21 protein-coding genes are annotated in these 20,654 nt (G+C 42.8%); 4 read left to right on the plus strand and 17 right to left on the minus strand.

Annotated features, from left to right (window positions below; genetic code table 11):
- Nucleotides 1–2 precede the first annotated feature (2 nt).
- From HMPREF2853_RS03745 to HMPREF2853_RS03785, 9 genes are all read right to left on the minus strand, one after another.
- Nucleotides 3–944 carry a 3'-5' exoribonuclease YhaM family protein gene (locus HMPREF2853_RS03745; RefSeq protein WP_070534898.1) on the minus strand — a complete coding sequence of 314 codons (942 nt, stop codon included), beginning with the start codon at nucleotides 942–944 and terminating at the stop codon, nucleotides 3–5.
- Nucleotides 934–2,190, minus strand: coding sequence for a DNA recombination protein RmuC (gene rmuC, locus HMPREF2853_RS03750; RefSeq protein WP_070534900.1), 1,257 nt, complete (start codon nucleotides 2,188–2,190; stop codon nucleotides 934–936). Before rmuC ends, HMPREF2853_RS03745 begins: the two co-directional genes overlap by 11 nt.
- Before the next feature lies 1 nt (nucleotide 2,191).
- Nucleotides 2,192–2,854 carry a thiamine diphosphokinase gene (locus tag HMPREF2853_RS03755; protein ID WP_070534902.1) on the minus strand — a complete coding sequence of 221 codons (663 nt, stop codon included), beginning with the start codon at nucleotides 2,852–2,854 and terminating at the stop codon, nucleotides 2,192–2,194.
- A complete protein-coding gene (rpe, locus tag HMPREF2853_RS03760; RefSeq protein ID WP_070534904.1) occupies nucleotides 2,817–3,473 on the minus strand; it encodes a ribulose-phosphate 3-epimerase in 657 nt (218 codons plus the stop codon). The genes HMPREF2853_RS03755 and rpe overlap by 38 nt, the downstream gene beginning before the upstream one ends.
- Nucleotides 3,474–3,483: 10 nt before the next feature.
- A complete protein-coding gene (gene rsgA / locus HMPREF2853_RS03765) occupies nucleotides 3,484–4,362 on the minus strand; it encodes a ribosome small subunit-dependent GTPase A (RefSeq protein ID WP_070534906.1) in 879 nt (292 codons plus the stop codon).
- Between the two features lies 1 nt (nucleotide 4,363).
- Complete coding sequence (rsmA, locus tag HMPREF2853_RS03770) at nucleotides 4,364–5,236, minus strand: 16S rRNA (adenine(1518)-N(6)/adenine(1519)-N(6))-dimethyltransferase RsmA (protein WP_070534908.1); 873 nt, start codon at nucleotides 5,234–5,236, stop codon at nucleotides 4,364–4,366.
- Nucleotides 5,233–5,568: a hypothetical protein gene (locus tag HMPREF2853_RS03775; RefSeq protein ID WP_070534910.1), complete on the minus strand. Its 336-nt coding sequence runs from the start codon at nucleotides 5,566–5,568 to the stop codon at nucleotides 5,233–5,235. Before HMPREF2853_RS03775 ends, rsmA begins: the two co-directional genes overlap by 4 nt.
- A gap of 107 nt (nucleotides 5,569–5,675) precedes the next feature.
- Entirely contained in the window at nucleotides 5,676–6,242 is a 567-nt protein-coding gene (rnmV, locus tag HMPREF2853_RS03780) for a ribonuclease M5 (RefSeq protein WP_070534913.1), read from the minus strand.
- A complete protein-coding gene (locus tag HMPREF2853_RS03785; protein ID WP_070534915.1) occupies nucleotides 6,242–7,015 on the minus strand; it encodes a TatD family hydrolase in 774 nt (257 codons plus the stop codon). The genes rnmV and HMPREF2853_RS03785 overlap by 1 nt, the downstream gene beginning before the upstream one ends.
- Nucleotides 7,016–7,166: 151 nt before the next feature.
- Here HMPREF2853_RS03785 and HMPREF2853_RS03790 point away from each other — a divergent pair, with 151 nt between their 5' ends.
- Complete coding sequence (locus tag HMPREF2853_RS03790; RefSeq protein WP_070534917.1) at nucleotides 7,167–9,011, plus strand: APC family permease; 1,845 nt, start codon at nucleotides 7,167–7,169, stop codon at nucleotides 9,009–9,011.
- Between the two features lie 181 nt (nucleotides 9,012–9,192).
- On the opposite strand, the gene rpmH is transcribed toward HMPREF2853_RS03790, so the two are convergent.
- The 3 genes from rpmH to HMPREF2853_RS03805 all read right to left on the minus strand — a co-directional run bounded on the left by rpmH (nucleotide 9,193) and on the right by HMPREF2853_RS03805 (nucleotide 11,129).
- Entirely contained in the window at nucleotides 9,193–9,327 is a 135-nt protein-coding gene (gene rpmH / locus HMPREF2853_RS03795) for a 50S ribosomal protein L34 (RefSeq protein WP_000831905.1), read from the minus strand.
- A gap of 144 nt (nucleotides 9,328–9,471) precedes the next feature.
- The gene (locus HMPREF2853_RS03800) at nucleotides 9,472–10,686 is read right to left on the minus strand and encodes a pyridoxal phosphate-dependent aminotransferase (protein WP_000666454.1); all 1,215 of its coding nucleotides are present in this window, start codon (nucleotides 10,684–10,686) and stop codon (nucleotides 9,472–9,474) included.
- 143 nt (nucleotides 10,687–10,829) lie between these two features.
- On the minus strand, nucleotides 10,830–11,129 hold the full coding sequence (locus HMPREF2853_RS03805; RefSeq protein WP_000651415.1) for a hypothetical protein: 300 nt from the start codon (nucleotides 11,127–11,129) through the stop codon (nucleotides 10,830–10,832).
- Between the two features lie 167 nt (nucleotides 11,130–11,296).
- Between HMPREF2853_RS03805 and HMPREF2853_RS03810 the strand changes: the two genes are divergently transcribed.
- On the plus strand, nucleotides 11,297–11,749 hold the full coding sequence (locus tag HMPREF2853_RS03810) for a universal stress protein (protein WP_000079162.1): 453 nt from the start codon (nucleotides 11,297–11,299) through the stop codon (nucleotides 11,747–11,749).
- A gap of 121 nt (nucleotides 11,750–11,870) precedes the next feature.
- Here HMPREF2853_RS03810 and HMPREF2853_RS03815 read toward each other — a convergent pair whose 3' ends face one another.
- Nucleotides 11,871–13,880 carry a CAP domain-containing protein gene (locus tag HMPREF2853_RS03815; protein WP_000731511.1) on the minus strand — a complete coding sequence of 670 codons (2,010 nt, stop codon included), beginning with the start codon at nucleotides 13,878–13,880 and terminating at the stop codon, nucleotides 11,871–11,873.
- Between the two features lie 506 nt (nucleotides 13,881–14,386).
- Entirely contained in the window at nucleotides 14,387–15,778 is a 1,392-nt protein-coding gene (locus tag HMPREF2853_RS03820) for a Cof-type HAD-IIB family hydrolase (protein ID WP_000453123.1), read from the minus strand.
- Nucleotides 15,779–15,843: 65 nt separating this feature from the next.
- Here HMPREF2853_RS03820 and HMPREF2853_RS03825 point away from each other — a divergent pair, with 65 nt between their 5' ends.
- Complete coding sequence (locus HMPREF2853_RS03825) at nucleotides 15,844–16,806, plus strand: asparaginase (RefSeq protein WP_049500580.1); 963 nt, start codon at nucleotides 15,844–15,846, stop codon at nucleotides 16,804–16,806.
- Between the two features lie 52 nt (nucleotides 16,807–16,858).
- Here HMPREF2853_RS03825 and ccpA read toward each other — a convergent pair whose 3' ends face one another.
- The gene (gene ccpA, locus HMPREF2853_RS03830; protein WP_001090635.1) at nucleotides 16,859–17,869 is read right to left on the minus strand and encodes a catabolite control protein A; all 1,011 of its coding nucleotides are present in this window, start codon (nucleotides 17,867–17,869) and stop codon (nucleotides 16,859–16,861) included.
- Between the two features lie 204 nt (nucleotides 17,870–18,073).
- Here ccpA and HMPREF2853_RS03835 point away from each other — a divergent pair, with 204 nt between their 5' ends.
- Entirely contained in the window at nucleotides 18,074–18,391 is a 318-nt protein-coding gene (locus tag HMPREF2853_RS03835; RefSeq protein WP_000886047.1) for a DUF960 domain-containing protein, read from the plus strand.
- A gap of 50 nt (nucleotides 18,392–18,441) precedes the next feature.
- Here HMPREF2853_RS03835 and HMPREF2853_RS03840 read toward each other — a convergent pair whose 3' ends face one another.
- Together HMPREF2853_RS03840 and folK are read right to left on the minus strand one after the other, a co-directional pair.
- Entirely contained in the window at nucleotides 18,442–19,725 is a 1,284-nt protein-coding gene (locus HMPREF2853_RS03840) for a hypothetical protein (protein WP_049500583.1), read from the minus strand.
- Nucleotides 19,718–20,539, minus strand: a complete 822-nt coding sequence (gene folK, locus HMPREF2853_RS03845; RefSeq protein WP_070534919.1) for a 2-amino-4-hydroxy-6-hydroxymethyldihydropteridine diphosphokinase — start codon at nucleotides 20,537–20,539, stop codon at nucleotides 19,718–19,720. Before folK ends, HMPREF2853_RS03840 begins: the two co-directional genes overlap by 8 nt.
- Between the last annotated feature and the right edge of the window lie 115 nt (nucleotides 20,540–20,654).

Here is a 20,654-nt window from a genome sequence, read left to right on the forward strand (position 1 = left end):
TATTAATCTAAATCTGGTTTATAGAAGGAACGATTGTCCATAGCAAAGATTTTATTGGTCACCTCTCCTTTGTCCACCAAAGCTAGAGCTGTTGACATCATCATCATACTGGCATCTAGATTGTCAATCATGTGGATAATCTCTGCTTCCATAATGCGTGGACGGACTGGACTTCCATACTCTAGCAAGCCATGATGACTGAGGATGACATGGCGCAGTAACACCACTTCTTCTCTAGTATCATCGATGCCCAGTTCCATGACTGTCTTGGTAATTTCACTATCGATAAGGGCGATATGGCCGATGAGATTGCCTCGAACTGTGTACTCCGTCTGATCGGGACCACTGAGTTCTAAAACCTTAGCCAAGTCGTGCAACATAATCCCAGCATAGAGCAGGCTCTTGTTGAGCTGAGGATAGATCTCGCTAATGGCATCTGCCAAGCGCACCATGGTTGCTGTATGATAGGCCAAACCCGTTTCAAAGGCGTGGTGGTTGGTCTTGGCAGCTGGATAGGAGTAGAATTCCTTATCGTACTTGGTGTAGAGACTACGCACGATACGTTGCCAGACAGGATTTTCAATCTTGAAAATCATTTGTGACATGTAGTCACGGATTTCCTTGACATCGACTGGCGACTTGACCTTGAAATCAGCTGGATCATTGGGTTCCCCAGGCTGAGGCAAGCGAAGAGTAATTTGATTGACTTGAGGAGTGTTGTTATAAACTTCTCTGCGCCCCTGCATGTGGACCACTTTCCCTGCGGTAAAGGCCTCGACGTTATGAGGTTGGGCATCCCAGAGTTTCCCTTCAATCTCGCCACTATCGTCTTGGAAGGTAAAGGCTAGGTAATTTTTCCCAGCACGCGTCTGTCTCAGGTCAGCTGACTTAATCAGGTAAAAACCTTCAAACAGCTCATCTTTTTTCATGTGACTAATCTTCATATTCTTCCTCATCTTCTTGGAAATGGAGTAGATCAAGCGCAGGCTCACCTTCTGATAATTCAATGTGACGGAGCGTTCGCTCGATAGCTGTGGTACGACGGTTTAATAATTCATCAATATTGCCAGAGGCATATTGGAGATGCTTTTGTGCCTTGACCAGAATGGCACCAAACTTGCCAAACTCGGTCTTGACACTAGCAAGGGTCTTGCTGATATGGTCGGCACTCTTTTGGATATTGAGAGTCTTGAAGCCAACTGATAGAGAGTTAAGCAGGGCTGATAGGGTACTTGGACCAGCAACAATAATCTGCTCCTCCCGTCTCAAATCATCAAAGAAGATAGGATTGCGGACGATTTCTGAGTAAAGTCCTTCTGTTGGAACAAACAAGACTCCAAAATTGGTCGTTCGAGGCGGCGCCAGATACTTGCTCTTGATATCCTTGGCAAAGCGCTTGACGCTTGCTAGGAGTGACTTGCGACATCGTTCGATCTCGTCCTTATCACCTGCTTCATAGGCTTCTTCCAAGCGGTAATAATCCGCTAGTGGAAACTTGGAGTCAATCGGTAAGTAGACATATTCCTGGTCACCCTGTCCAGGTAACTTGATGGCATACTCCACTCGCTCGCTAGAGTTTTCAACCGTTGCGTATTCTCGTTCGTACTGGGCTGGTGTCATGATGTCTTCGATGATTTGCCCCAGTTGCAATTCTCCCAGAATCCCTCGCGTCTTGGTTCCAGAGAGAACCTTGTTAAGGGCACCGACATCGCGGGCAACTGTCTGCATTTCTCCCAAACCTCGGTTGACCGACTCTAGTTGCTTTGAAACTGTCTCGAAGGAAGCCTGCAAGCGCGTCTGCAAGGTCTTTTCCAACTTTTCCTCGACTGTCTGACGCATTTGTTCCAAACGTTGCTCATTGGACTCCTGCAGGGCTTGAAGGCGTTGGTCGGTCTTATCTCTGGTTTGAAGGAGATTCTCGTTCATCTCCTGTCTAACTTGAGTCAGGCCTTGATGCAACTCCATTCGCACTTCCTGCAAACGGTCGCTGACAGCCACTTCCAAGTCTTTTTGGTCTAGCTGACTGGCTTGTCTGGCTTGTTCAAAGCGATAATCCAGTTGATCTGAAAGATTGTCTGCCTGATCCTCCAAACTCTTGGCTAAGTACTTGTCTTGCTTATCCTGCCTTTGCCAAATGAGAAAGAGTCCAGCTAGGTTGACAATTAATAATAGTAATAATACAGTCTCCATCCTACCTCCTGTCCTTGCTATGCAGCACGACGACATAGCCATCTGGGCAAGTCACCGAAACTTCCCTATCTATATATTCGTTAGAAGCGTACACTTTTTTAAAGAAAAAATTTTCCTCTGTCAATTCGTACTTGGCTCCGATAATGGTCAGCTGGCTATCCCGAACAGGCATAAAGGCTAGATAATCGTAGTCTGAGCGGGGTTCAAGTTGACTGGTCCCTTCTGGACAATAGGCAATCACATTTTGCCCATCCTCAATCGCTATCTGACGCATATAGGGTGCCAACTTGGGATTGCTAGGCAGAAAGACATTGGCCAGCATGTGGTCGATCCGACCACCCAAAGCCCCAAAAATAGTCACCTGAGCCTGAGAATTTTGCTCAAAGATGGTCAAGAGAGCCAATTCCAGATCCGTATCATCCTTTTCTGGCTGGGCTTGAACAAAATGTTGGGCACGTTTTTGAATCAACTGGCGTTCGTCTGCAGTCACCGAATCAAAATCCCCAACTGCTAGAGCCAGAGGCAGATCTTCTTCCAAGACCCAGAGCGAACCGCGATCCACACCGACAAAGCAATCAAAATCCGTCCGATAATGACCGCGATCCCCGCCGGCAAAAACGGCAACTCTAGTCCAATTGTTTTCTGAGAGTTTGCACTCGTTCATTGACATCTCCCTTAAAGACATAAGACCCTGCTACAAAAACGGTAGCACCAGCTTCTTTAGCCTGAGCAATAGTTTGGTCATCAATCCCACCATCCACTTCAATCTCAAAGTTCAGCCCTTTTTTTTCACGAAGGGCAACCAACTCACGAACCTTGTCCATGGTTTCAGGCAGAAAGGCTTGTCCTCCAAATCCAGGATTCACTGTCATGACCAAGACTTGGTCAACTAGGTGAAGAACGTGCTTGATTGCCTCCACAGGCGTACCAGGGTTAATGACAACAGAAGGCTTGACACCTAGAGAACGAATCTTTTGAAGAGCACCATGGATATGAGGCGTTGCTTCGACATGAATGCTGATGATATCTGCACCTGCACGCGCAAAGTCCTCTAAATGATGCTCTGGATTAGCGACCATCAAGTGGCAGTCAAAGACCATCTTGCTATGGGGGCGAAGAGCTTCAACCACACCTGCACCAAAACTGATTTGCGGTACAAAGTGACCATCCATGATATCGATATGGGCATATTCTGCACCAGTTGCTTCTAGGCGTTTGATTTCACGTTCAAAGTTGGCATAATCTGCTGCCAGAATTGACGGAGCAATCTTGTATTGAGACATAGGTTTCTCCTTATTTTGGAATTTTTTTACTGACTTTTTTATAGGTTTCTCTGCGATTTTCAATTTCACTAAGGAATTGCAGGTAGTTGTCAAAACGGAAGGTTGCAATAGCGCCTTCTTCTACAGCTGGCTTAACCGCACAGGACGGCTCATGGGTATGGGTACAAGTACGGAATTTACAGTCTCGACTAACACTGGCAATTTCTGGAAAGGCCTGATTGAGGTCTTCAGCCGTCGACACTTCATAATCCAGTGATGAAAATCCTGGCGTGTCCGCAATTTTACCACCATTGAGATTGTAAAAACTAACAGCTCGAGTAGTATGACGACCGCGACCCAGACTGTCTGAGATCTCTCCTGTTTCAAGATTGAGGTCCGGTGCGATTTTATTGAGGAGGGTTGATTTTCCAACACCTGTCTGCCCCATAAAGACCGTCACTTTTCCTGTCAACAAAGGCAGAAGTTCCTCCTTACTGGTCACAAAATCATAGCCGATGTCACCGTATGTCTGCTGGTAAAAATCCAGTTCTCCTCTATCTTCCAGCAAGTCCATTTTAGAAATATAAACGATAGGATGGATGCCCTTGTGTTCCAGAAGAACCAAGAAACGATCCAACAAGTTGCTGTTGAAGTCCGGTTCCTTGACGGACATGATCACCACAGCTTGGTCAATATTGACAATGGGTGGACGAACCAGACTGTTTTTCCGTTCGTGAATCTTGAGAATATAACCTTCGGAATTTTCCTCCGCAGAAAAATCTACCCAATCCCCAACATAGGGCGTGTGACCTTTTTTACGAAAATTCCCGCGCGCACGTGTCTGATAGACTTGATCCTCACTCTCCACATAGTAGAATCCTGCCAAGGCTTTAATGATTTGTCCCTTCATCTTAGAATCCTTGTCCTTTGAGCGCATCTGCTAAACTAGCAAATTCTGCCAAGCTAAGAGCTTCTCCACGCACAGATGGTGACAAACCTGCCTGGTCCAAAGCCTTGGTCAGCTTGTCCTTGACTTCATCAGTCTTGCCAAAGTAGCCTGTTAAGTTGTTCCATAAGGTCTTGCGACGATGGGTGAAACTAGCCTTGGAAACCTTAAAGAAGAAGTTCTCATCTTTTACTGTTACAGCAGGCTCTGGACGGCGCACCATTTTTAAAATGGCTGAGTCCACATTTGGCGCTGGCACAAAGACCGTACGAGGCACGATGAAGGCAACCTTGGCTGTCATATAATACTGCACCGCAATCGACAAACTACCATAAGCCTTGGTATTTGGCTGTGCTGAGATACGGTCCGCCACTTCTTTTTGCATCATGACGACAAACTCACTAAAAGGAATACCACTTTCAATCAAGTGCATGAGAATAGGAGTCGTGATATAGTATGGCAAGTTGGCTACTACTTTGATTGGCAAGTCAGGATTTTTAAAATTCTGGATGTGCTGTGCCAAGTCAACTTTTAGTATGTCTTCGTTTACTACAGTCACATTGTCAAAATCCCGCAAAGTATCCGCTAGGATTGGTACCAAGCGGTAGTCAATCTCAAATGCCATGACTTGAGCTGCACGCTCAGCTAAAAACTCCGTCAAGGCACCAATTCCTGGCCCAATCTCGATGACATTGACTTGGTCATCAATTTCAGCCGTATCCACAATTTTTTGAAGGATATTGGTATCGGTCAGAAAATTTTGTCCGAAGGACTTTTTAAAGGTAAAACCGTGACGTTCCAGCACTGCCTTGGTCACGCTGTAATCTGCAATTCTCATTTATTCTCTTTTCTAATATAATATGCTTCCGGAGTATAATGATAGAGCAAAACAAATAAGGGAGTCTCAGTAATTCCTTCCAACATCTCTTTTAAGACCGCATCTGGATGGATAATCTCTCGTGTTTTGGTAAAATAAACACCTTGTTCCCTATTTCGATTACGGAGTTCCCAAGCGACATTATTTCCTTGAACAGACGGCAAATAACGTTCCTTTTCTAGAAAGTCAAAAAATTCTTTCACCGTCATATCTTCAGGAATCTCAAATTCTGTCTCATGAGGCAATACATCGTCCCCCATACACACAGACTCTCTATCAACTCGTATTTTCATCTTGCTCTTTCCTTATAAATTTCCATTTAAATATTATCAAAATGAATCTCTTGAAATAAATCTAGGTACCTCTATTGTAACACATTCCCTTTGTATTTTTGGGCTATCTAACTATTATCATAACTTTCCATAGTCTCTTCCACTTCTGCCAAGGTTATCCCAAATAACTCTAAGCGCTTGAGGAGTTGCTTGCCGTTGGAATAGCCGATGCGGAGCTGTTCGCCTAGATACTCTCTGCGCCTACGACTGTCTGCTCCCGCCAAGAAACCTAGGCGAATCAAGTCACCACGACTGATGTCAAACTCGTTCTCGTTTTCAAATTGCTCTGTCACCTGAGCCAGCGCTGTTTTCATATCTTCATAGCTGGCGTGTTCGATTCCCAGAGAACGTCCCTTGGTCTTGGATTTGGGAACAGCCTCATCTCGTTTGAGAAAGGCATGTTGTACCGTTGGAATGGCCGTCATAATCATGCGCCGAATGCGTTCCCCATTAAAATCTGGATCTGTAAAGACAATGACTCCATGCAATTCATGCAGACGCTGAATCCGCTCTATATCTTGGCCATTTATTGCGGAACCTCGTGTTTCATAGGTCTCTACATCAAAATAACGTTTGAGATTAGCTGTATCATCCCGTCCTTCGACTACGATGACTTGGGAAATTTTTTCTTTCATCACTTGCTGTCCAATCCAAAGATACGCTCTGCATTTGCAGTTGTTACTGCGGCTAACTCCTCAGTCGTCATACCACGCAAATCCGCGATAAAATCTACCACATAGCGTGTGTAGGCTGTTTTGTTTTCACGGCCACGTTTAGGAACAGGAGCCAGGTAAGGGGCATCTGTTTCTACCAAAATCTTTTCCAAGGGAAGTTCTCTGGCAGCTTCTTGGATATCCGTCGCTTTCTTAAAGGTCACCACTCCTGAGAAGGAAATGGTCATGCCAAGCTCCACAAACTTTTCAGCCCACTCCAAAGAGCCTGAAAATGAATGCATAATCCCACCACGAGGACCAACTCCCTCGCTCTTGATGATCTCATAAGTATCTTCTAGCGCATCACGAGTGTGGACCACAAAGGGCAAATTCAAGTCCTTAGACAGCTGAATCTGACGACGAAAAACCTGCTCCTGCACTTTCTTAGATGCTGTCATCCAATGGTAGTCCAGACCAATCTCCCCCAAGGCAACAACCTTGGGATGTTTTAGTTTTTCAAGCAAGTAAGCTTCGACCTCGTCTGTGTAAGTCCCTGCTTCCGTCGGATGCCAGCCAATAGTTGCGTAGAGTTGCTCATACTCATCTGCTAACTCTAGGGCACGTTCAATGGTCGGCTTGTCAAAACCAACAATGTTCATCCGAGTCACACCCATCTCAGCAGCCAAGGCAAGTTCTTCCTCCTCACGTCCTGCAAATTCCTCTACATTTAAATGTGTATGCGTATCAAAAATCATCTCTTCTAACCTCATTTTCTTCCATCTATTATACCAAAAATAGCATCCCTCGGCTTGTAAAAATATTCTAATACCAATCATTCTCCCTTGACTGCCTTTTTTCAAAGCAGTATAATAACACTTATTGAAATTTTCATCAAAGGAAAAGAAAATGTTTAGAAAATTAAAATATACCTTTATCGGTCGACCACTCAAGTCTCTCACAGATGGTGAAGGGGGATTACTTGGAAAAATGCAGGCACTTGCAATGTTATCCAGTGATGCCCTGTCTTCTATTGCCTATGGACCTGAACAAGTCATTCTCGTTTTAGTTAGTCTCTCTCCTCTCGCAATTTGGTGGAGCCTCCCTATTGGTATTTTTGTCCTCTTACTGCTCGCTAGTTTGACCATTTCCTATCGTCAAATCATCCACGCCTATCCTCAAGGTGGAGGGGCTTATATGGTCACTCGGGAAAATCTCTCCCCTAAACTAGGCTTGATTGCAGGAGGCAGTCTCCTTGTTGACTATATGCTGACAGTAGCCGTATCCGTCGCTTCTGGAGCTGATGCTATTACAGCAGCCATACCTCCCCTACATCCCTACAATCTTCATATCTCTATTTTCCTAGTCTGCCTGCTCATGCTCTTAAATTTAAGAGGATTGAAAGAATCTGCCAGCTCTCTGATGATTCCCGTCTACCTCTTTATCTTCAGTACCGTCTTTCTCTTGCTTTATGGATTCTTTCAACTATTTACAGGTTCCCTAAACTATCAGGCGACTTCAACCATTGGACAAACTGTTCCGAGCCTTTCCATCGTTCTCCTATTGAGAGCCTTTACCAGTGGCTCTGCCTCTCTGACAGGGGTTGAGGCTATTTCAAATGCGGTACCATTTTTCAAAACTCCGAAAGAAAAGAATGCTGCTCAGACCTTGACCATCATGTCGCTGATTTTAGGATTCCTTTTTGCAGGCATCACCTTCCTAAACTACTGGATGGGCATCACTCCTCAAAATGGAGAAACCATCCTCTCGCAAATGGCCAAGGGCATTCTTGGGGATTCATTCTTTGGTCATGCTAGCTACTATCTCTTCCAGTTCTCAACAGCCTTGATTCTAGCTGTAGCTGCAAATACTGGCTTTTCAGCCTTCCCTATGCTGGCTTACAATATGGCTAAAAACAAGTACATGCCCCATCTCTTTATGGAAAAGGGGGATCGCCTTGGCTACTCCAACGGTATCTTAACTCTGGCCTTTGGGGCTATGATCCTTCTTCTCATTTTTAACGGGAATACTGAACGCTTGATTCCTCTTTATACTATCGGGGTCTTCGTTCCCTTTGCCCTTTCTCAGACTGGAATGATTCGCCATTGGAAAAAGGAAAAAGGAGCAAACTTCTTAAAACCTGCCTTTGCTAATATCCTTGGGGCCATCATTTGTTATGCTATCGTTCTCATTCTACTCCTCTTCAGACTTGGAGATATCTGGCCATTCTTCCCAATTATCCTAGTTTTAACCTTCCTCTTTTTGTCCATTCACAGCCATTACCAAAAAGTGGCAAAACAACTGCGACTCTACGAAGGAATTGAAAAGCGCACTTATGACGGCAACCTTGTCCTTGTCCTAGTAGGAAATGTCACTCGAGTAAGTGTCGGAGCCATTAACTACGCTCAAAGTATCGGTGATGAAGTGTTAGCCATGCACATTTCTACTAAAGAAACGGCAGAAAAAGACCAAGAAATTCTTCAGGAATTTGCCGATTACTTCCCAAATATCACTCTGAAGAATATCAATACCAGCTACCGCGACATCATCACCCCTAGCGTTAAGTATGTCAAACGAATCGCCCAAGAAGCTAAGCAAAAAAACTACACCGTTACAGTCCTTGTCCCACAGTTTATCCCTAACAAGCCTTGGCAAAATATCCTGCACAATCAAATGAGCCTCAAACTAAAATACGCTCTCAGATGGCATGAAGACGTCGTTGTCGCTAGTTACTCTTATCACTTAAAAGAATAAATAAAAACTCAAAATCAGTAACTTATATCTGGTTTTGAGTTTTTTGTATGTGACCTTTTAAATGAGCCCTCCATGAGTTCCATTTGAAATCGGCGATTTCGTGGGCAGTGCACTCTTTAAAATCAAAAGAAAAGCCAGTAGACTCGAGTTCCTACTGACTTCTTTGTTGAATTCGTTTGGATTATGCAGCCAAAACTTTGCGTCCTTTACGACGACGAGCTGCCAATACGCGACGACCGTTTTTAGTTGACATACGGTTACGGAATCCGTGTTTACGCGCACGACGAAGTTTACTTGGTTGATAAGTACGTTTCACGATGAATACCTCCTCATAGATTTTGTATTCGTTTAGCCGGCTATAAAGTGATCAGTTACTAAACATACTTTACTATTCTATCTGATTCTTACCTATTTGTCAATAGCTCTAAGTAAATGTTTCCTGCTTTTCCCTATGAAAGCCTTATCTACGATACTGACTCAAGAAACGTGTCATCTTTTCTTGGATTTGCGCCAATTCGTCCACACGAGGAAGGTAAACGATACGGAAATGGTCTGGTTCCTTCCAGTTAAAACCACGACCATGAACCAAGAGAACCTTTTCCTGTTTCAAGAAATCAAGAACGAACTGTTCATCATCATCAATGCGGTACATATTGCGGTCAATTTTAGGGAAGATATAAAGACCCGCCTTCGGCTTGACCGCAGACAAACCTGGGATATCTTGGATAGCATTGTAAATGAAGTTTCTTTGCTCGTAAATCCGTCCACCAGGGAGGAGCAATTCATCCACTGACTGGTGACCACCTAATGATGTTTGTACGACTTGCTGGGCCAAAACGTTAGAGCAAAGACGCATATTGGACAGCATGTTGAGCCCTTCGATATAACCCTTGACATGGTGCTTAGGACCAGACAAGACCATCCATCCTACACGGAAACCAGCGATACGATGGGATTTTGACAGACCATTCATGCTGACACAGAAGACATCTGGTGCCAAGCTCGCCACAGGCGTATGCACATGCCCATCCATCACCATGCGGTCATAGATTTCGTCCGCAAAGATGATCAAATCGTTTTGACGAGCAATCTCAATAATCTCCAACAAAAGTTCCTTAGGATAAAGGGCTCCAGTTGGGTTGTTCGGATTGATAAGAACGATTGCCTTGGTATTGGAAGTGATTTTTGACTTAATATCGTCAATATCTGGGTACCATTCTGCAGCCTCATCACAGATATAGTGAACGGCATTTCCCCCAGCTAGGCTGACCGCGGCTGTCCAGAGAGGATAGTCTGGCATAGGCACCAAGACCTCATCGCCATTATCCAAAAGCCCTTGCATGGACATAACAATCAGCTCACTGACACCATTTCCAAGGTAGATATCATCAATGTCTACATTGGGAAATTTCTTCAGTTGGCAATACTGCATGATGGCCTTACGGGCTGAAAAAATCCCTTTGGAATCAGAATATCCCTCACTATCACGCGCATTCATAATCAAGTCATGAATGACCTCATCTGGCGCTGTAAAGCCAAATTCTGCTGGATTTCCTGTATTCAGACGTAAAATCTTTTCTCCGTTTGCTCGCATCCGCATAGCTTCTTCCAAAACAGGGCCACGGATATCATAGGCAACGTGCTCTAACTTACTAGACTTGTTATATTCTTTCATTTTGTTTCCTCAATTCATCGAGATAGTAACATTATACCACTAGAAAGGGATTGCGACAAGTTTCCTGAAATGAGCAAGCAAAGAAAAAACTCACAACGACTAGGTTTTCACCGTCTAAACAACTAGAATACAGAAGCATTTTCTCACATACCAAAAGACAAACCTAGAAAGATCAGCGCTAAAAAGGAATCATACAAAAGATTAAACATGAGAAAGAGCCCCCACGTGACTAAATAGTCCAAGCGACCACTTCTCTTTGCAATCACAAATAAAATGATGTGGTAGACTAGGTGAAAGAGAAGAAATCCAACAAAACCTGGATAGAGAACGGGCACAACTCTTTCCAGTTGCCAAAGCATCACTACTTCACCTACAAGTGACGCAAGGATAATTCCATGATAAAGAAAACTTATTTTTTTAAAAGTCTGAACAAAATCTTTCATACTTTCTCATCCCCTTTACTGTGTTTCCTACTAGCTCGTTTTCTTTTATTTTAACATATCTCCACCAAATCGAATCTCCAATAATATTTATTGAAATATGATTTTTACTTTACTTCTTTAGTGAAAAGGGTTACAATAACAGTAAGAAAATTTCAGGAGGTTTCATTATGGCACAACGTTACCAAAATGTTATGGTCGCAATTGATGGTTCTAAAGAAGCGGACTTGGCTTTCGTCAAAGGTGTTTACACTGCTCTACGCAACGAATCCAAGCTCACCATTGCTCATGTTATCGACACACGCGCTCTTCAAAGCGTGTCTACCTTTGATGCTGAAGTTTACGAAGAACTCCAAGTCGATGCTGAAAGTCTGATGAAGGAGTACGAAAAGCGTGCAAGAGATGCTGGTGTGACCGATATTCACATCGTCATCGAAATGGGAAATCCAAAAACCCTCCTTGCCCGTACTATTCCAGACGCAGAAAATGTTGACCTGATTCTCGTTGGTGCAACAGGGCTCAATGCCTTTGAACGCCTCTTGGTTGGCTCTTCATCTGAGTACATTCTCCGCCATGCAAAAGTCGATTTGCTGGTCGTGAGAGAAAGTGAAAAAACATTGTAATCATTAAAAAAGGGAGCCTCTGGCTCCTTTTTGTTTGTCCTGGTTGGGTCAGAAAAAGGCTTTAAACAATTGTTTAAAGCCTCTATCTTATTTAGAAAGTAGTCAATCTCAAAAGATTGAATTATTTGTAACTGTATGCCCAGTAGTATACACCGTTTCCATCAACTACTGCTGCTACAGCTCCTTCAGTGACATTCGGATCGAGAAGCAAGTCTCTCAAACCACTGTTTGCCCATTTCTTAACGACAACAGCAGCATCTTCATCACGACGTCCTACAAAGCCTGTGCTATCGTATTGACGTGAAATTTCATTTACTTTCGGAAGTGCTTGATTTTGATAAATGTCTTCAGACCAAGTCAATTCTTTCAATCCTTGAGCTTTACGAGTCTCATTGATTTTAGCGAAAGCTTCTTTCGCTTTTGAAACATAGTCATAGTTTGTATCATTTGTTGCTTCAACACGGTAAACAAACTTCACATAACCAAATTCTACATCACTGTATTTCTTGTCTTCGACACCACTCTTGAGATTTGCAATCAAGACATAGTCCTTAGCGTATGGGTTTTCTTTCGTCTTCTCAAAGATTTCTGGATCTTCGATTTCCCACTCAACTTTAGCATCCCAACCAGAGTTATCAAGGAACTTAGGATTCATTTTTTCGATGACATAGTTTTTGAACTCTTCAACATTCTTGAATGGCAATGCTTGACCTGCTTTAGCAGTCGTTACCAAGTTAGTTGAGTAAAGTTTCACGCTTGAGTTCTTGTCACTGTACATGTACTCGTCATCAGCAGTGTTTTCGTGAAGTTTTGGATCACGAGCTGGATCGTTTGGATCAGTCATCCCTTGAAGTTTCCATTTTCCTCCAAGCCACTTCCAGTATGCTGAGTAACCTGTACGCTCTGAATTAGATGATACATAATAGTAATGTGCACTACCGTCGAAGTAGTAGTTTTTATCATTCTTGAGGACTGCATCACCTGGTTTACCTGGTGGGTAAACCAATTTTGGAGTTTGTCCATTTGGTGCCCAAGCCAAGTGTTCCAATCCTTCAGCTGGTTTTTCAACATAATCAGGGATTTGGTTTTCACTTGGTTCATCAGTCGTTACCAAACCTGGTGTTGTTGGGATAGCTGGAGTTGCTGGTGTTTCTGGTTTTGGTTCTGCTGGTGTTTCTGTTGATGGCTTGAATGGATCAAATTCACTATCAGCACCATTAATTGGTGGGTTTTCTGGTAGGTCAACACTTGGAGTTGCTGGTTGCTCTGGTTTTGGCTCAGCTGGTGTTGTTGGCTCTTCAGGTTTATCACTAGGAGCTGGTGTTGGAGCCTCTGGTTCTGCTGGTGTTGGAGCAGGAACTTCAGGTTGACTTGGTTGTGCTGGCTCAACCGGAGTTGTTGGTTGTTCTGGTTTTGGTTCAGCAGGAGTTGCTGGTTGTGCTGGTGTTGGCTCAGCTGGTTGTGCTGGTTGTGCTGGTGTTGTATCAGCAGAATCTTTCACCAATACCCACTTACCATTTTGGTAGTAGTAATAATCACCATTGTCCAATACATAGTAATGGTATCCATTTTCGTAACGATAGTGCGGATCGTTTTCCAAGTTGTTAGTAGATGAGTTGTTGTTACTATTGTTTGTCAAAGGTTTCCACTGACCGTTACGATAAATACGGTAGCTACCGTCGTTCATGCGGTAGTAGTGATTGCCATTCCAGTAAATATAGTTTTCATCGCTAGCAAGGTTGTTGTAACTATTCCAATAGTTATAACCATAGTAGTTGCTACTGTTGTCATAGCCATAGTAGTTATTCCAATTATTGTAACCGTAGTTGTAACTTGGGTAATAGCTACCATATCCATAATTATAGCTTGGGTAGTAGCTATTGTAGCCATAGTTATAGCTTGGGTAATAACTGTTGTAGCCATAACTTCTTACAGTATAGTTTGATGTGCGGCTACGATTTGCAGTAGTACGGTTAGAAGTACGATTGCTTGAACGGCGGCTAGTTCTTGTATAGTAGCTATTATTCCCATTCCAGTTGTAAGCAGCGTGAGCTTCACTTGGTGCAAAAGTTGGAAGCATTGTTACAGCTGTTAAAACAGAAGCTGTCAAATAGGTATATTTTTTCTTCATTTCAACCTCTTAATTCTTTAATTTCTAAACTTGAAAATTAAAATAATAAAAATAATAATAAAAATTTGGAAAGCAATTGTGCACAATTTTATAACTAACCCTCAAAACTAGAGTGAATTCTTCACATCAACTTGTTAACAGGCCTGAAATAAACAAGTTGACTTTCTGTCTTTAAAAAGAGCATATTATAGCAGCGTGAGGATTTTATATTTATTCGCTTTCTGAATTCATTCTAACACATCAACTTTCAAATATCAAATAATTTGACTCATCTTTTTTTGATATTTTTTTAAAAGGAAAGCTAGATAAATTGGGGTAAAATGCCACTCTGCATTATTTTTTGTAAACTAAAATATTTTTCTTTTCTTTTTCAAAAAAAATTTCAAACGTTTTCTAATTCAAAATAAGTATAAATATGCTAATAATAATTAGTGATATATATGTAATTGTTCGGATTTCGGTTCAAAAAATCCCCGAATTTTTCATCCAGGGAAAAGAATTTTCTCTTATTTTTTATTTTTTCTTTCTTTATGTCGCTCATAAGCTTTAAACTGACGTTGTAGTTCCTGTCGGATGACAGGTTCTGGAGCATATTTTTCTTCCCAGTCATCTGGTTTTAAAATCTTGTGTGTAACTGGGTCAAAATGAGCTTTTCCGTCTGGGAAAACCTTCCCCATATTTGCTTCATGAACAATATCAAAAATGCGTTCTGGGTCTACTCCCATCAAAACAAAACTACCGTATGTAAAATACAGTGTGTCAATCAAAGCATCCACTTGACCGACCAAGTTTTGCTTAGCAGGCGTCTTTTTCTCCACTTTCTCTGCCGCCTTATCAAGTGCCTCATGCATGCTTGCAAGGGAGTTTTGGAATTCTTCCTCCGAAGAACTTGCTGCACGAACAAACTCCACTAATTCTTCAATTTTAAAGTCTGCGCGGTGGGTTGCACCTTCAGCATCCCATGCCTGTGGCTCTTCTTGAGTTCGTTCATCCATCATGTGGTGGAAGGTTTTGACCTTATTAAAGTGGTAGTCTCGACTGACAAACACTTTTTCTGAAGCCAAAACACCAAAGTGCTCGAGCGCCTTGTGGATACCATCTTGTTGATTACTTGCCGTAATATGCTTGGCAACTTCTTTGACACTGCTACTGCCATTTCCCATAGCAACCGACATACCAACACCCGCTAACATTTCCAGATCGTTGTCTGAATCACCAAAGGCCATGACTTGGTTGAGATCAAAGCCATATTCTTTCCCGACTCGGCGAATGCCTTCTAGTTTGGAATTTCCTTGGTTAATGATATCTGCTGCAAAAGGATTGCTTCGAGTTAATTTCAAATCTTCAAAATCACTTGCTGCCTTCTCAGATTCTTCTGGCGTCATCAGCATCAAAACTTGATAAATGGGTTGATTAATCAAGTTAAGCAAGTCGTCTTCCTTTTGAGGAACTGCCTTGCTGACCATTCGATTAAAGGAACGGCTAACGGTTCTTGTCAGAACAGTCGGAATAAAACGACTAACCAGTTGGGAAAAGGAGCCGAGACCAAATGACATAATCTTCGAACCAACAACGGCATGCTCGGTTCCAAGAGCGATTTCTTTACGCTCCTTTTTAGCATAAGCAATCAGTTGACGTAGGCTTGACTTAGCGATTGGGCTTGCAAAGAGTACCTTTTCTTTATTAAAAATGTATTGGCCATTGTAGGTCACCGCAAAGTCTAGGTCCAAGTCTTCCATCAATTCCTTGACAAAAAACGGCCCTCGTCCTGTCGCTACTCCAACAAGCACTCCTTGCTCTTTGACAATCTTAATCGCGTCCTTAGTGGATTTCAAAACACTCTTGCGATCGTTGACTAGCGTTCCATCGATATCAAAAAAAACAGCCTTGACTTCCATCCTGTCCCATTCTCCCCTTTTGTGTTACAATGATTATACCACATTTCAGAAAGAGTGACTAAATCATGCCTAAGAAAATCCTTGTTTTACATACAGGTGGGACTATTTCCATGCAAGCAGACGCCACTGGTGCCGTTGTAACTAGTCAGGACAATCCCATGAACCATGTTTCCAATCCACTTGAAGGAATTGAGGTTCATACCCTAGACTTTTTTAATCTGCCAAGCCCTCATATCAAACCCAATCATATGCTTGCACTCTATCATAAGATTAAAGAGGAAGCTGATAACTATGATGGAGTTGTCATCACACATGGTACAGATACCTTAGAAGAAACAGCTTACTTCCTTGATACCATGAAAATTCCGCCCATCCCCATCGTTCTAACAGGGGCCATGCGTAGTTCAAACGAACTTGGTAGCGACGGTGTATATAACTATCTGAGCGCTTTGCGAGTTGCCAGCGATGACAAAGCAGCCGACAAGGGTGTACTGGTCGTCATGAACGACGAGATCCACGCAGCCAAGTATGTTACCAAAACTCATACGACCAACGTCAGCACCTTTCAAACCCCAACACATGGACCACTTGGCCTCATCATGAAGCAAGAAATCCTCTACTTCAAAACGGCTGAGCCTCGTGTCCGGTTTAATCTTGAGCATATTCAAGGTCTGGTTCCCATCATCTCAGCCTATGCCGGTATGACAGACGAGCTGATTGATATGTTAGACTTAGAACAGCTGGATGGCTTAGTCATTCAGGCCTTTGGAGCAGGCAATATTCCCAAAGAAACAGCTCAAAAGTTGGAAAATCTCCTCCAAAAAGGAATCCCAGTCGCCCTGGTCTCACGTTGTTTTAATGGTATTGCTGAACCTGTCTACGCCTACCAAGGTGGAGGGGTGCAGTTGCAACGAGCTGGTGTTTTCTTTGTCAAAGAACTCAACGCTCAAAAAGCGCGCCTCAAATTATTAATTGCCCTTAATGCTGGACTAAAAGGACAAGCTTTGAAAGACTATATGGAAGGATAAACCTCTTCTCTAGAAAGCAAATCAGGAAATCTTCACGATTCCCTGATTTTTTCTATTTACGTTTTCGTGTAGAGCGGCGTTCTGTCAAACCATGAGGTAGGAGAACTTCACGTTCTTCCAACTCTTCCTTATGCATAATCTTAGTCAACATACGCATGCTGATAGCACCTAGGTCATAAAGAGGTTGGGCAATAGTCGTCAAGTTTGGACGAGTGAATCGTGCAATCTGAGAGTCATCTGTCGTAATGATTTCAAACTCTTCTGGTACAGACACACCGTGGTCAGCCAAACCATTTAGGACACCTGCTGCCAATTCATCACCTGTTACAACTGCGGCTGTAGCTTGTGATGAAATCAAGCGTTCTGCCAAGGCATAACCATCGTCATAGCTGTATTTTGATTCAAAGACCAATCCCTCGCTATAAGAATGTCCTGCTTTTTTCAAGGCTTCCTTGTAACCAATCAAACGAACCTTGCCATTGATATCATCGACGAGTGGTCCACTCACAAAAGCAATCTTTTCGTTTTCTTTTAGAAGGTAGCTTACAGCATCAATCGTTGCTTGTTTGTAGTCGATATTTACACTTGGAAGTTGGTGTTCTACATCTACAGTACCAGCAAGAACAACCGGTGTCCGTGAACGAGAAAACTCTGAACGAATCTTTTCAGTCAAGTGATAGCCCATAAAGATAATCCCATCGACTTGTTTTGAAAAGAGAGTGTTGACTACTGAAACTTCCTTTTCATCATCCTCATCACTATTTGCAAGGACAATGTTATACTTGTACATTTCAGCAATGTCGTCAATTCCCTTAGCAAGCGTTGAGAAATAACCATTGGTAATGTTAGGAATCACAACTCCGACTGTCGTTGTTTTCTTGCTAGCCAAACCACGTGCTACCGCATTTGGACGATAGTCCAAGCGATCAATCACTTCTAGGACTTTTTTTCGAGTGTTCTCTTTAACATTCTTGTTGCCATTAACGACACGGCTAACTGTTGCCATCGAAACTCCTGCTTCACGGGCGACGTCATAAATCGTTACTGTATCATCTGTGTTCATTCCGTTTCCTTTCTATAATGAAAATTTCGCTTTCACGCATCTACTTACTCCATTTTATCACTTATTGTAAACACTTTCAAGTATTTTTTAGAGAAACTTTGAAAAAATTTCACAGTTTATTCCCATTTTGAAAAAGCAAGTAGGATTTCTTGATTTTTAAGACATTTTGCTGTATGATAAGGAAAATAAAGGGGGGAGGAAAACATGGCTTTTACAAATACACAGAGACGTTCCGCTAGTTTTGGTGTCGTGACCAGCTTACCTGATGATGTCATTGACTCTTTATGGTATATTATCGATCATTTCCTGAAAAATGTCTTTGAATTAGAAGAAGAACTTGAGTTTCAACTGCTCAACAATAAGGGGACCATCACCTTCCATTTTTCTAGCCAGCACCTTCCGACTAGCATTGATTTTGATTTCAATCATCCTTTCGATCCCCTTTACCCTCCTAGGGTCCTTGTTTTAGATACGGACGGTAAAGAAACCATCCTCCTTCCAGAAGAAAATGACCTATTTTAAAAACTCTAGCTTCTCGGCGCAAACTGCTGAGGAACTAGAGTTTTCTTTTTCTAATAAATGGATCGACTGACAACTAGACCGTTTGGTTTTGTATACTCTAAGTCAAGATAATCCTGATAAGTCCCTGGCACAATGAAACCTTGAGGACTCAATATATCAGTCCCAGCTTTTCCTACGATAGAGTCTGCCAGCAAGACACAATTGGTACTAAGAACAAAGTAGGTCTTAAACTCGGATGAACTGAATTTATAGAGGATCGCATCTGCTTCCTGTTTCAGTTGGTAGGAGTAGGTATGCTTTACCTCGCCCTCTCTTCTTTTCATCAACTGTGAACTTGGTTCCCAAGGAATTAACAGGTCTTCTATCTCTTCTAGACGAGCTTGGATGGCTGCTTTCTGTTGGTCTGTCAAACTCAGACCATAAGCAAACAAGGTCTTCTGACTTTCCCTCTTACAGAGCTCGATGTATTTTTCCCGATTGGCCTTAAACAAAACACCATCTCCAACCATGCCGAACAAACGCTCCGAGTGGGGATCATACGAGCCATAGGAAATAACCTTCCCTTGGTAACAAATATCCACATGTCCCATAGCGAGGAAGAAAGAGGTTTCTGAGGTATGGATAAAAATTTCCAGATCAACTACCTGATCGTTTTTTCTTTCTGAATGAACTTCCCCTTCTTGGCTTTCATGATTTGCCAGCCACTCATTTAGTTTTCGCAAGGTGCTGATAGGGATCAAAGCCGTCACAAAGATCGGCAAGGTCATTCGCATTCGTCGTTTCAGCTTGGGATTGTTTTCTATCTTTTCAAAAAAGAAACCGTCCCGGAGGCTACTAGCTCCTAGCATGAGCAAGTAAAACCCAAGCAAGAGCAATTCAAAATTCGCTGCATCGTGAAAAGGAGAGATGCTATAAAGACCGAATCCTATCATCCATACAGCATCGAAGAGATGATGGAGCCGAGGATGAATGGCATTTTTTCGATAGAGAGACCAGGTCACAAGACTAATGATGCCCGTAAACAGCTGGTAGCTCGCAATGATAAAAACCAGGAGATAGAGGGCAAGGTCTTGCAAGATGATAGAGTCAAACACCAGAGCCGCAACCGCCAGCTTTCCCAAGGTTACAAAGATATTTTCCCGACGTTTTTTATCCTGAAACCAGCGAGTCAACAAGTGCCAAACTGCTGACAAGGAAAAGTAACCCATCAGCAACTGGTATCCCATTCTCGGAATAACTTGTCCAAATCGAATCAAGAGAAGCCCTAAAACAATAGCAAGTAGTCCCTCCCCAATACTCTTCCACTTACTATAGGTCTCGGAAAGCTTAGGCATTTCCTTGCTCCAACTGGTCAACCAAGTATCGAATTGGTTGCTTTAGGATCGGATGGATAAAATGGGGAGCTATTTCCACTAACGGCTCAAGAACAAAGAGGCGTTCTGCTATATAAGGATGAGGCAATATGAGCTCGTCTGTGTAAATAATCTGGTCCTCCATAAAGAGTAGGTCCAAATCAATCAAACGAGGCCCCCAATGCACCTCTCGAACCCGTCCCATTTCTAACTCAATGGCTAACAATGTTTCTAACAAGACTGGTGCTGGTAACCAGGTTTCTACTTCAATCACCTGATTGGCAAAGCTATCTTGTTCCACACCACCCCAAGGCTCCGTCGTCAAAACACTGGACTCTTTGAGAATATGGATGCCACGAGCTCGCAGTTTGTCAATGGCTTTTTCCAAGTTTGCTTGCTTATCTCCCATATTACTTCCTAGGGCGATAAAGGCCCGTTGCTTACGACGGTGAATGGTCACCGAGCAGGTATCCAACGGTAAATGCACTGGAGCCCAAGGTTTTTTTAGTTCCAACTCAATCTCTTGGACAAGAGGATAGGTCTCAAAGGTACGTTCAACTAGTTTGTAGGCTACCGTTTCAATCAAATCCTCACTCGTTTCCTGAAACCAAGTCGTCCACTGCTGACACAGTTCTCCGTAATGGACAGAAGCTGTTAAATCCAAGTCTGTCGCCGCCTTGGTCATATCATAGGATAAACTTGCGGAAATAACAAACTTCTGCCCCAATTCTTTCTCACTAGGGAAAAGACCATGATAGGCAAAAATTTCCAAATCTTTAATCTGCAGTTGATCCATAATTAGTCCTTTCTAGAAAAATCCGCATGAAGCGGATTCTTTTTATACTCAATGAAAATCAAAGTGCAAACTAGGAAGCTAGTCGCAGGTTGCTCAAAGCACTGCTTTGAGGTTG

It is taken from the genome of Streptococcus sp. HMSC077F03 (assembly GCF_001812375.1).
GTDB classification, from domain to species: domain Bacteria; phylum Bacillota; class Bacilli; order Lactobacillales; family Streptococcaceae; genus Streptococcus; species Streptococcus oralis_S.

Excerpts from the sequence above, each read along its gene's own strand:
- HMPREF2853_RS03745 (WP_070534898.1), bottom strand. The coding sequence starts at position 944 with ATGAAGATTAGTCACATGAAAAAAGATGAGCTGTTTGAAGGTTTTTAC.
- rmuC (WP_070534900.1), bottom strand. The coding sequence starts at position 2,190 with ATGGAGACTGTATTATTACTATTATTAATTGTCAACCTAGCTGGACTC.
- HMPREF2853_RS03755 (WP_070534902.1), bottom strand. The coding sequence starts at position 2,854 with ATGAACGAGTGCAAACTCTCAGAAAACAATTGGACTAGAGTTGCCGTT.
- rpe (WP_070534904.1), bottom strand. The coding sequence starts at position 3,473 with ATGTCTCAATACAAGATTGCTCCGTCAATTCTGGCAGCAGATTATGCC.
- rsgA (WP_070534906.1), bottom strand. The coding sequence starts at position 4,362 with ATGAAGGGACAAATCATTAAAGCCTTGGCAGGATTCTACTATGTGGAG.
- rsmA (WP_070534908.1), bottom strand. The coding sequence starts at position 5,236 with ATGAGAATTGCAGATTACAGCGTGACCAAGGCAGTGCTGGAACGTCAC.
- HMPREF2853_RS03775 (WP_070534910.1), bottom strand. The coding sequence starts at position 5,568 with ATGAAAATACGAGTTGATAGAGAGTCTGTGTGTATGGGGGACGATGTA.
- rnmV (WP_070534913.1), bottom strand. The coding sequence starts at position 6,242 with ATGAAAGAAAAAATTTCCCAAGTCATCGTAGTCGAAGGACGGGATGAT.
- HMPREF2853_RS03785 (WP_070534915.1), bottom strand. The coding sequence starts at position 7,015 with ATGATTTTTGATACGCATACACATTTAAATGTAGAGGAATTTGCAGGA.
- HMPREF2853_RS03790 (WP_070534917.1), top strand. The coding sequence starts at position 7,167 with ATGTTTAGAAAATTAAAATATACCTTTATCGGTCGACCACTCAAGTCT.
- HMPREF2853_RS03800 (WP_000666454.1), bottom strand. The coding sequence starts at position 10,686 with ATGAAAGAATATAACAAGTCTAGTAAGTTAGAGCACGTTGCCTATGAT.
- HMPREF2853_RS03805 (WP_000651415.1), bottom strand. The coding sequence starts at position 11,129 with ATGAAAGATTTTGTTCAGACTTTTAAAAAAATAAGTTTTCTTTATCAT.
- HMPREF2853_RS03810 (WP_000079162.1), top strand. The coding sequence starts at position 11,297 with ATGGCACAACGTTACCAAAATGTTATGGTCGCAATTGATGGTTCTAAA.
- HMPREF2853_RS03815 (WP_000731511.1), bottom strand. The coding sequence starts at position 13,880 with ATGAAGAAAAAATATACCTATTTGACAGCTTCTGTTTTAACAGCTGTA.
- HMPREF2853_RS03820 (WP_000453123.1), bottom strand. The coding sequence starts at position 15,778 with ATGGAAGTCAAGGCTGTTTTTTTTGATATCGATGGAACGCTAGTCAAC.
- HMPREF2853_RS03825 (WP_049500580.1), top strand. The coding sequence starts at position 15,844 with ATGCCTAAGAAAATCCTTGTTTTACATACAGGTGGGACTATTTCCATG.
- ccpA (WP_001090635.1), bottom strand. The coding sequence starts at position 17,869 with ATGAACACAGATGATACAGTAACGATTTATGACGTCGCCCGTGAAGCA.
- HMPREF2853_RS03835 (WP_000886047.1), top strand. The coding sequence starts at position 18,074 with ATGGCTTTTACAAATACACAGAGACGTTCCGCTAGTTTTGGTGTCGTG.
- HMPREF2853_RS03840 (WP_049500583.1), bottom strand. The coding sequence starts at position 19,725 with ATGCCTAAGCTTTCCGAGACCTATAGTAAGTGGAAGAGTATTGGGGAG.
- folK (WP_070534919.1), bottom strand. The coding sequence starts at position 20,539 with ATGGATCAACTGCAGATTAAAGATTTGGAAATTTTTGCCTATCATGGT.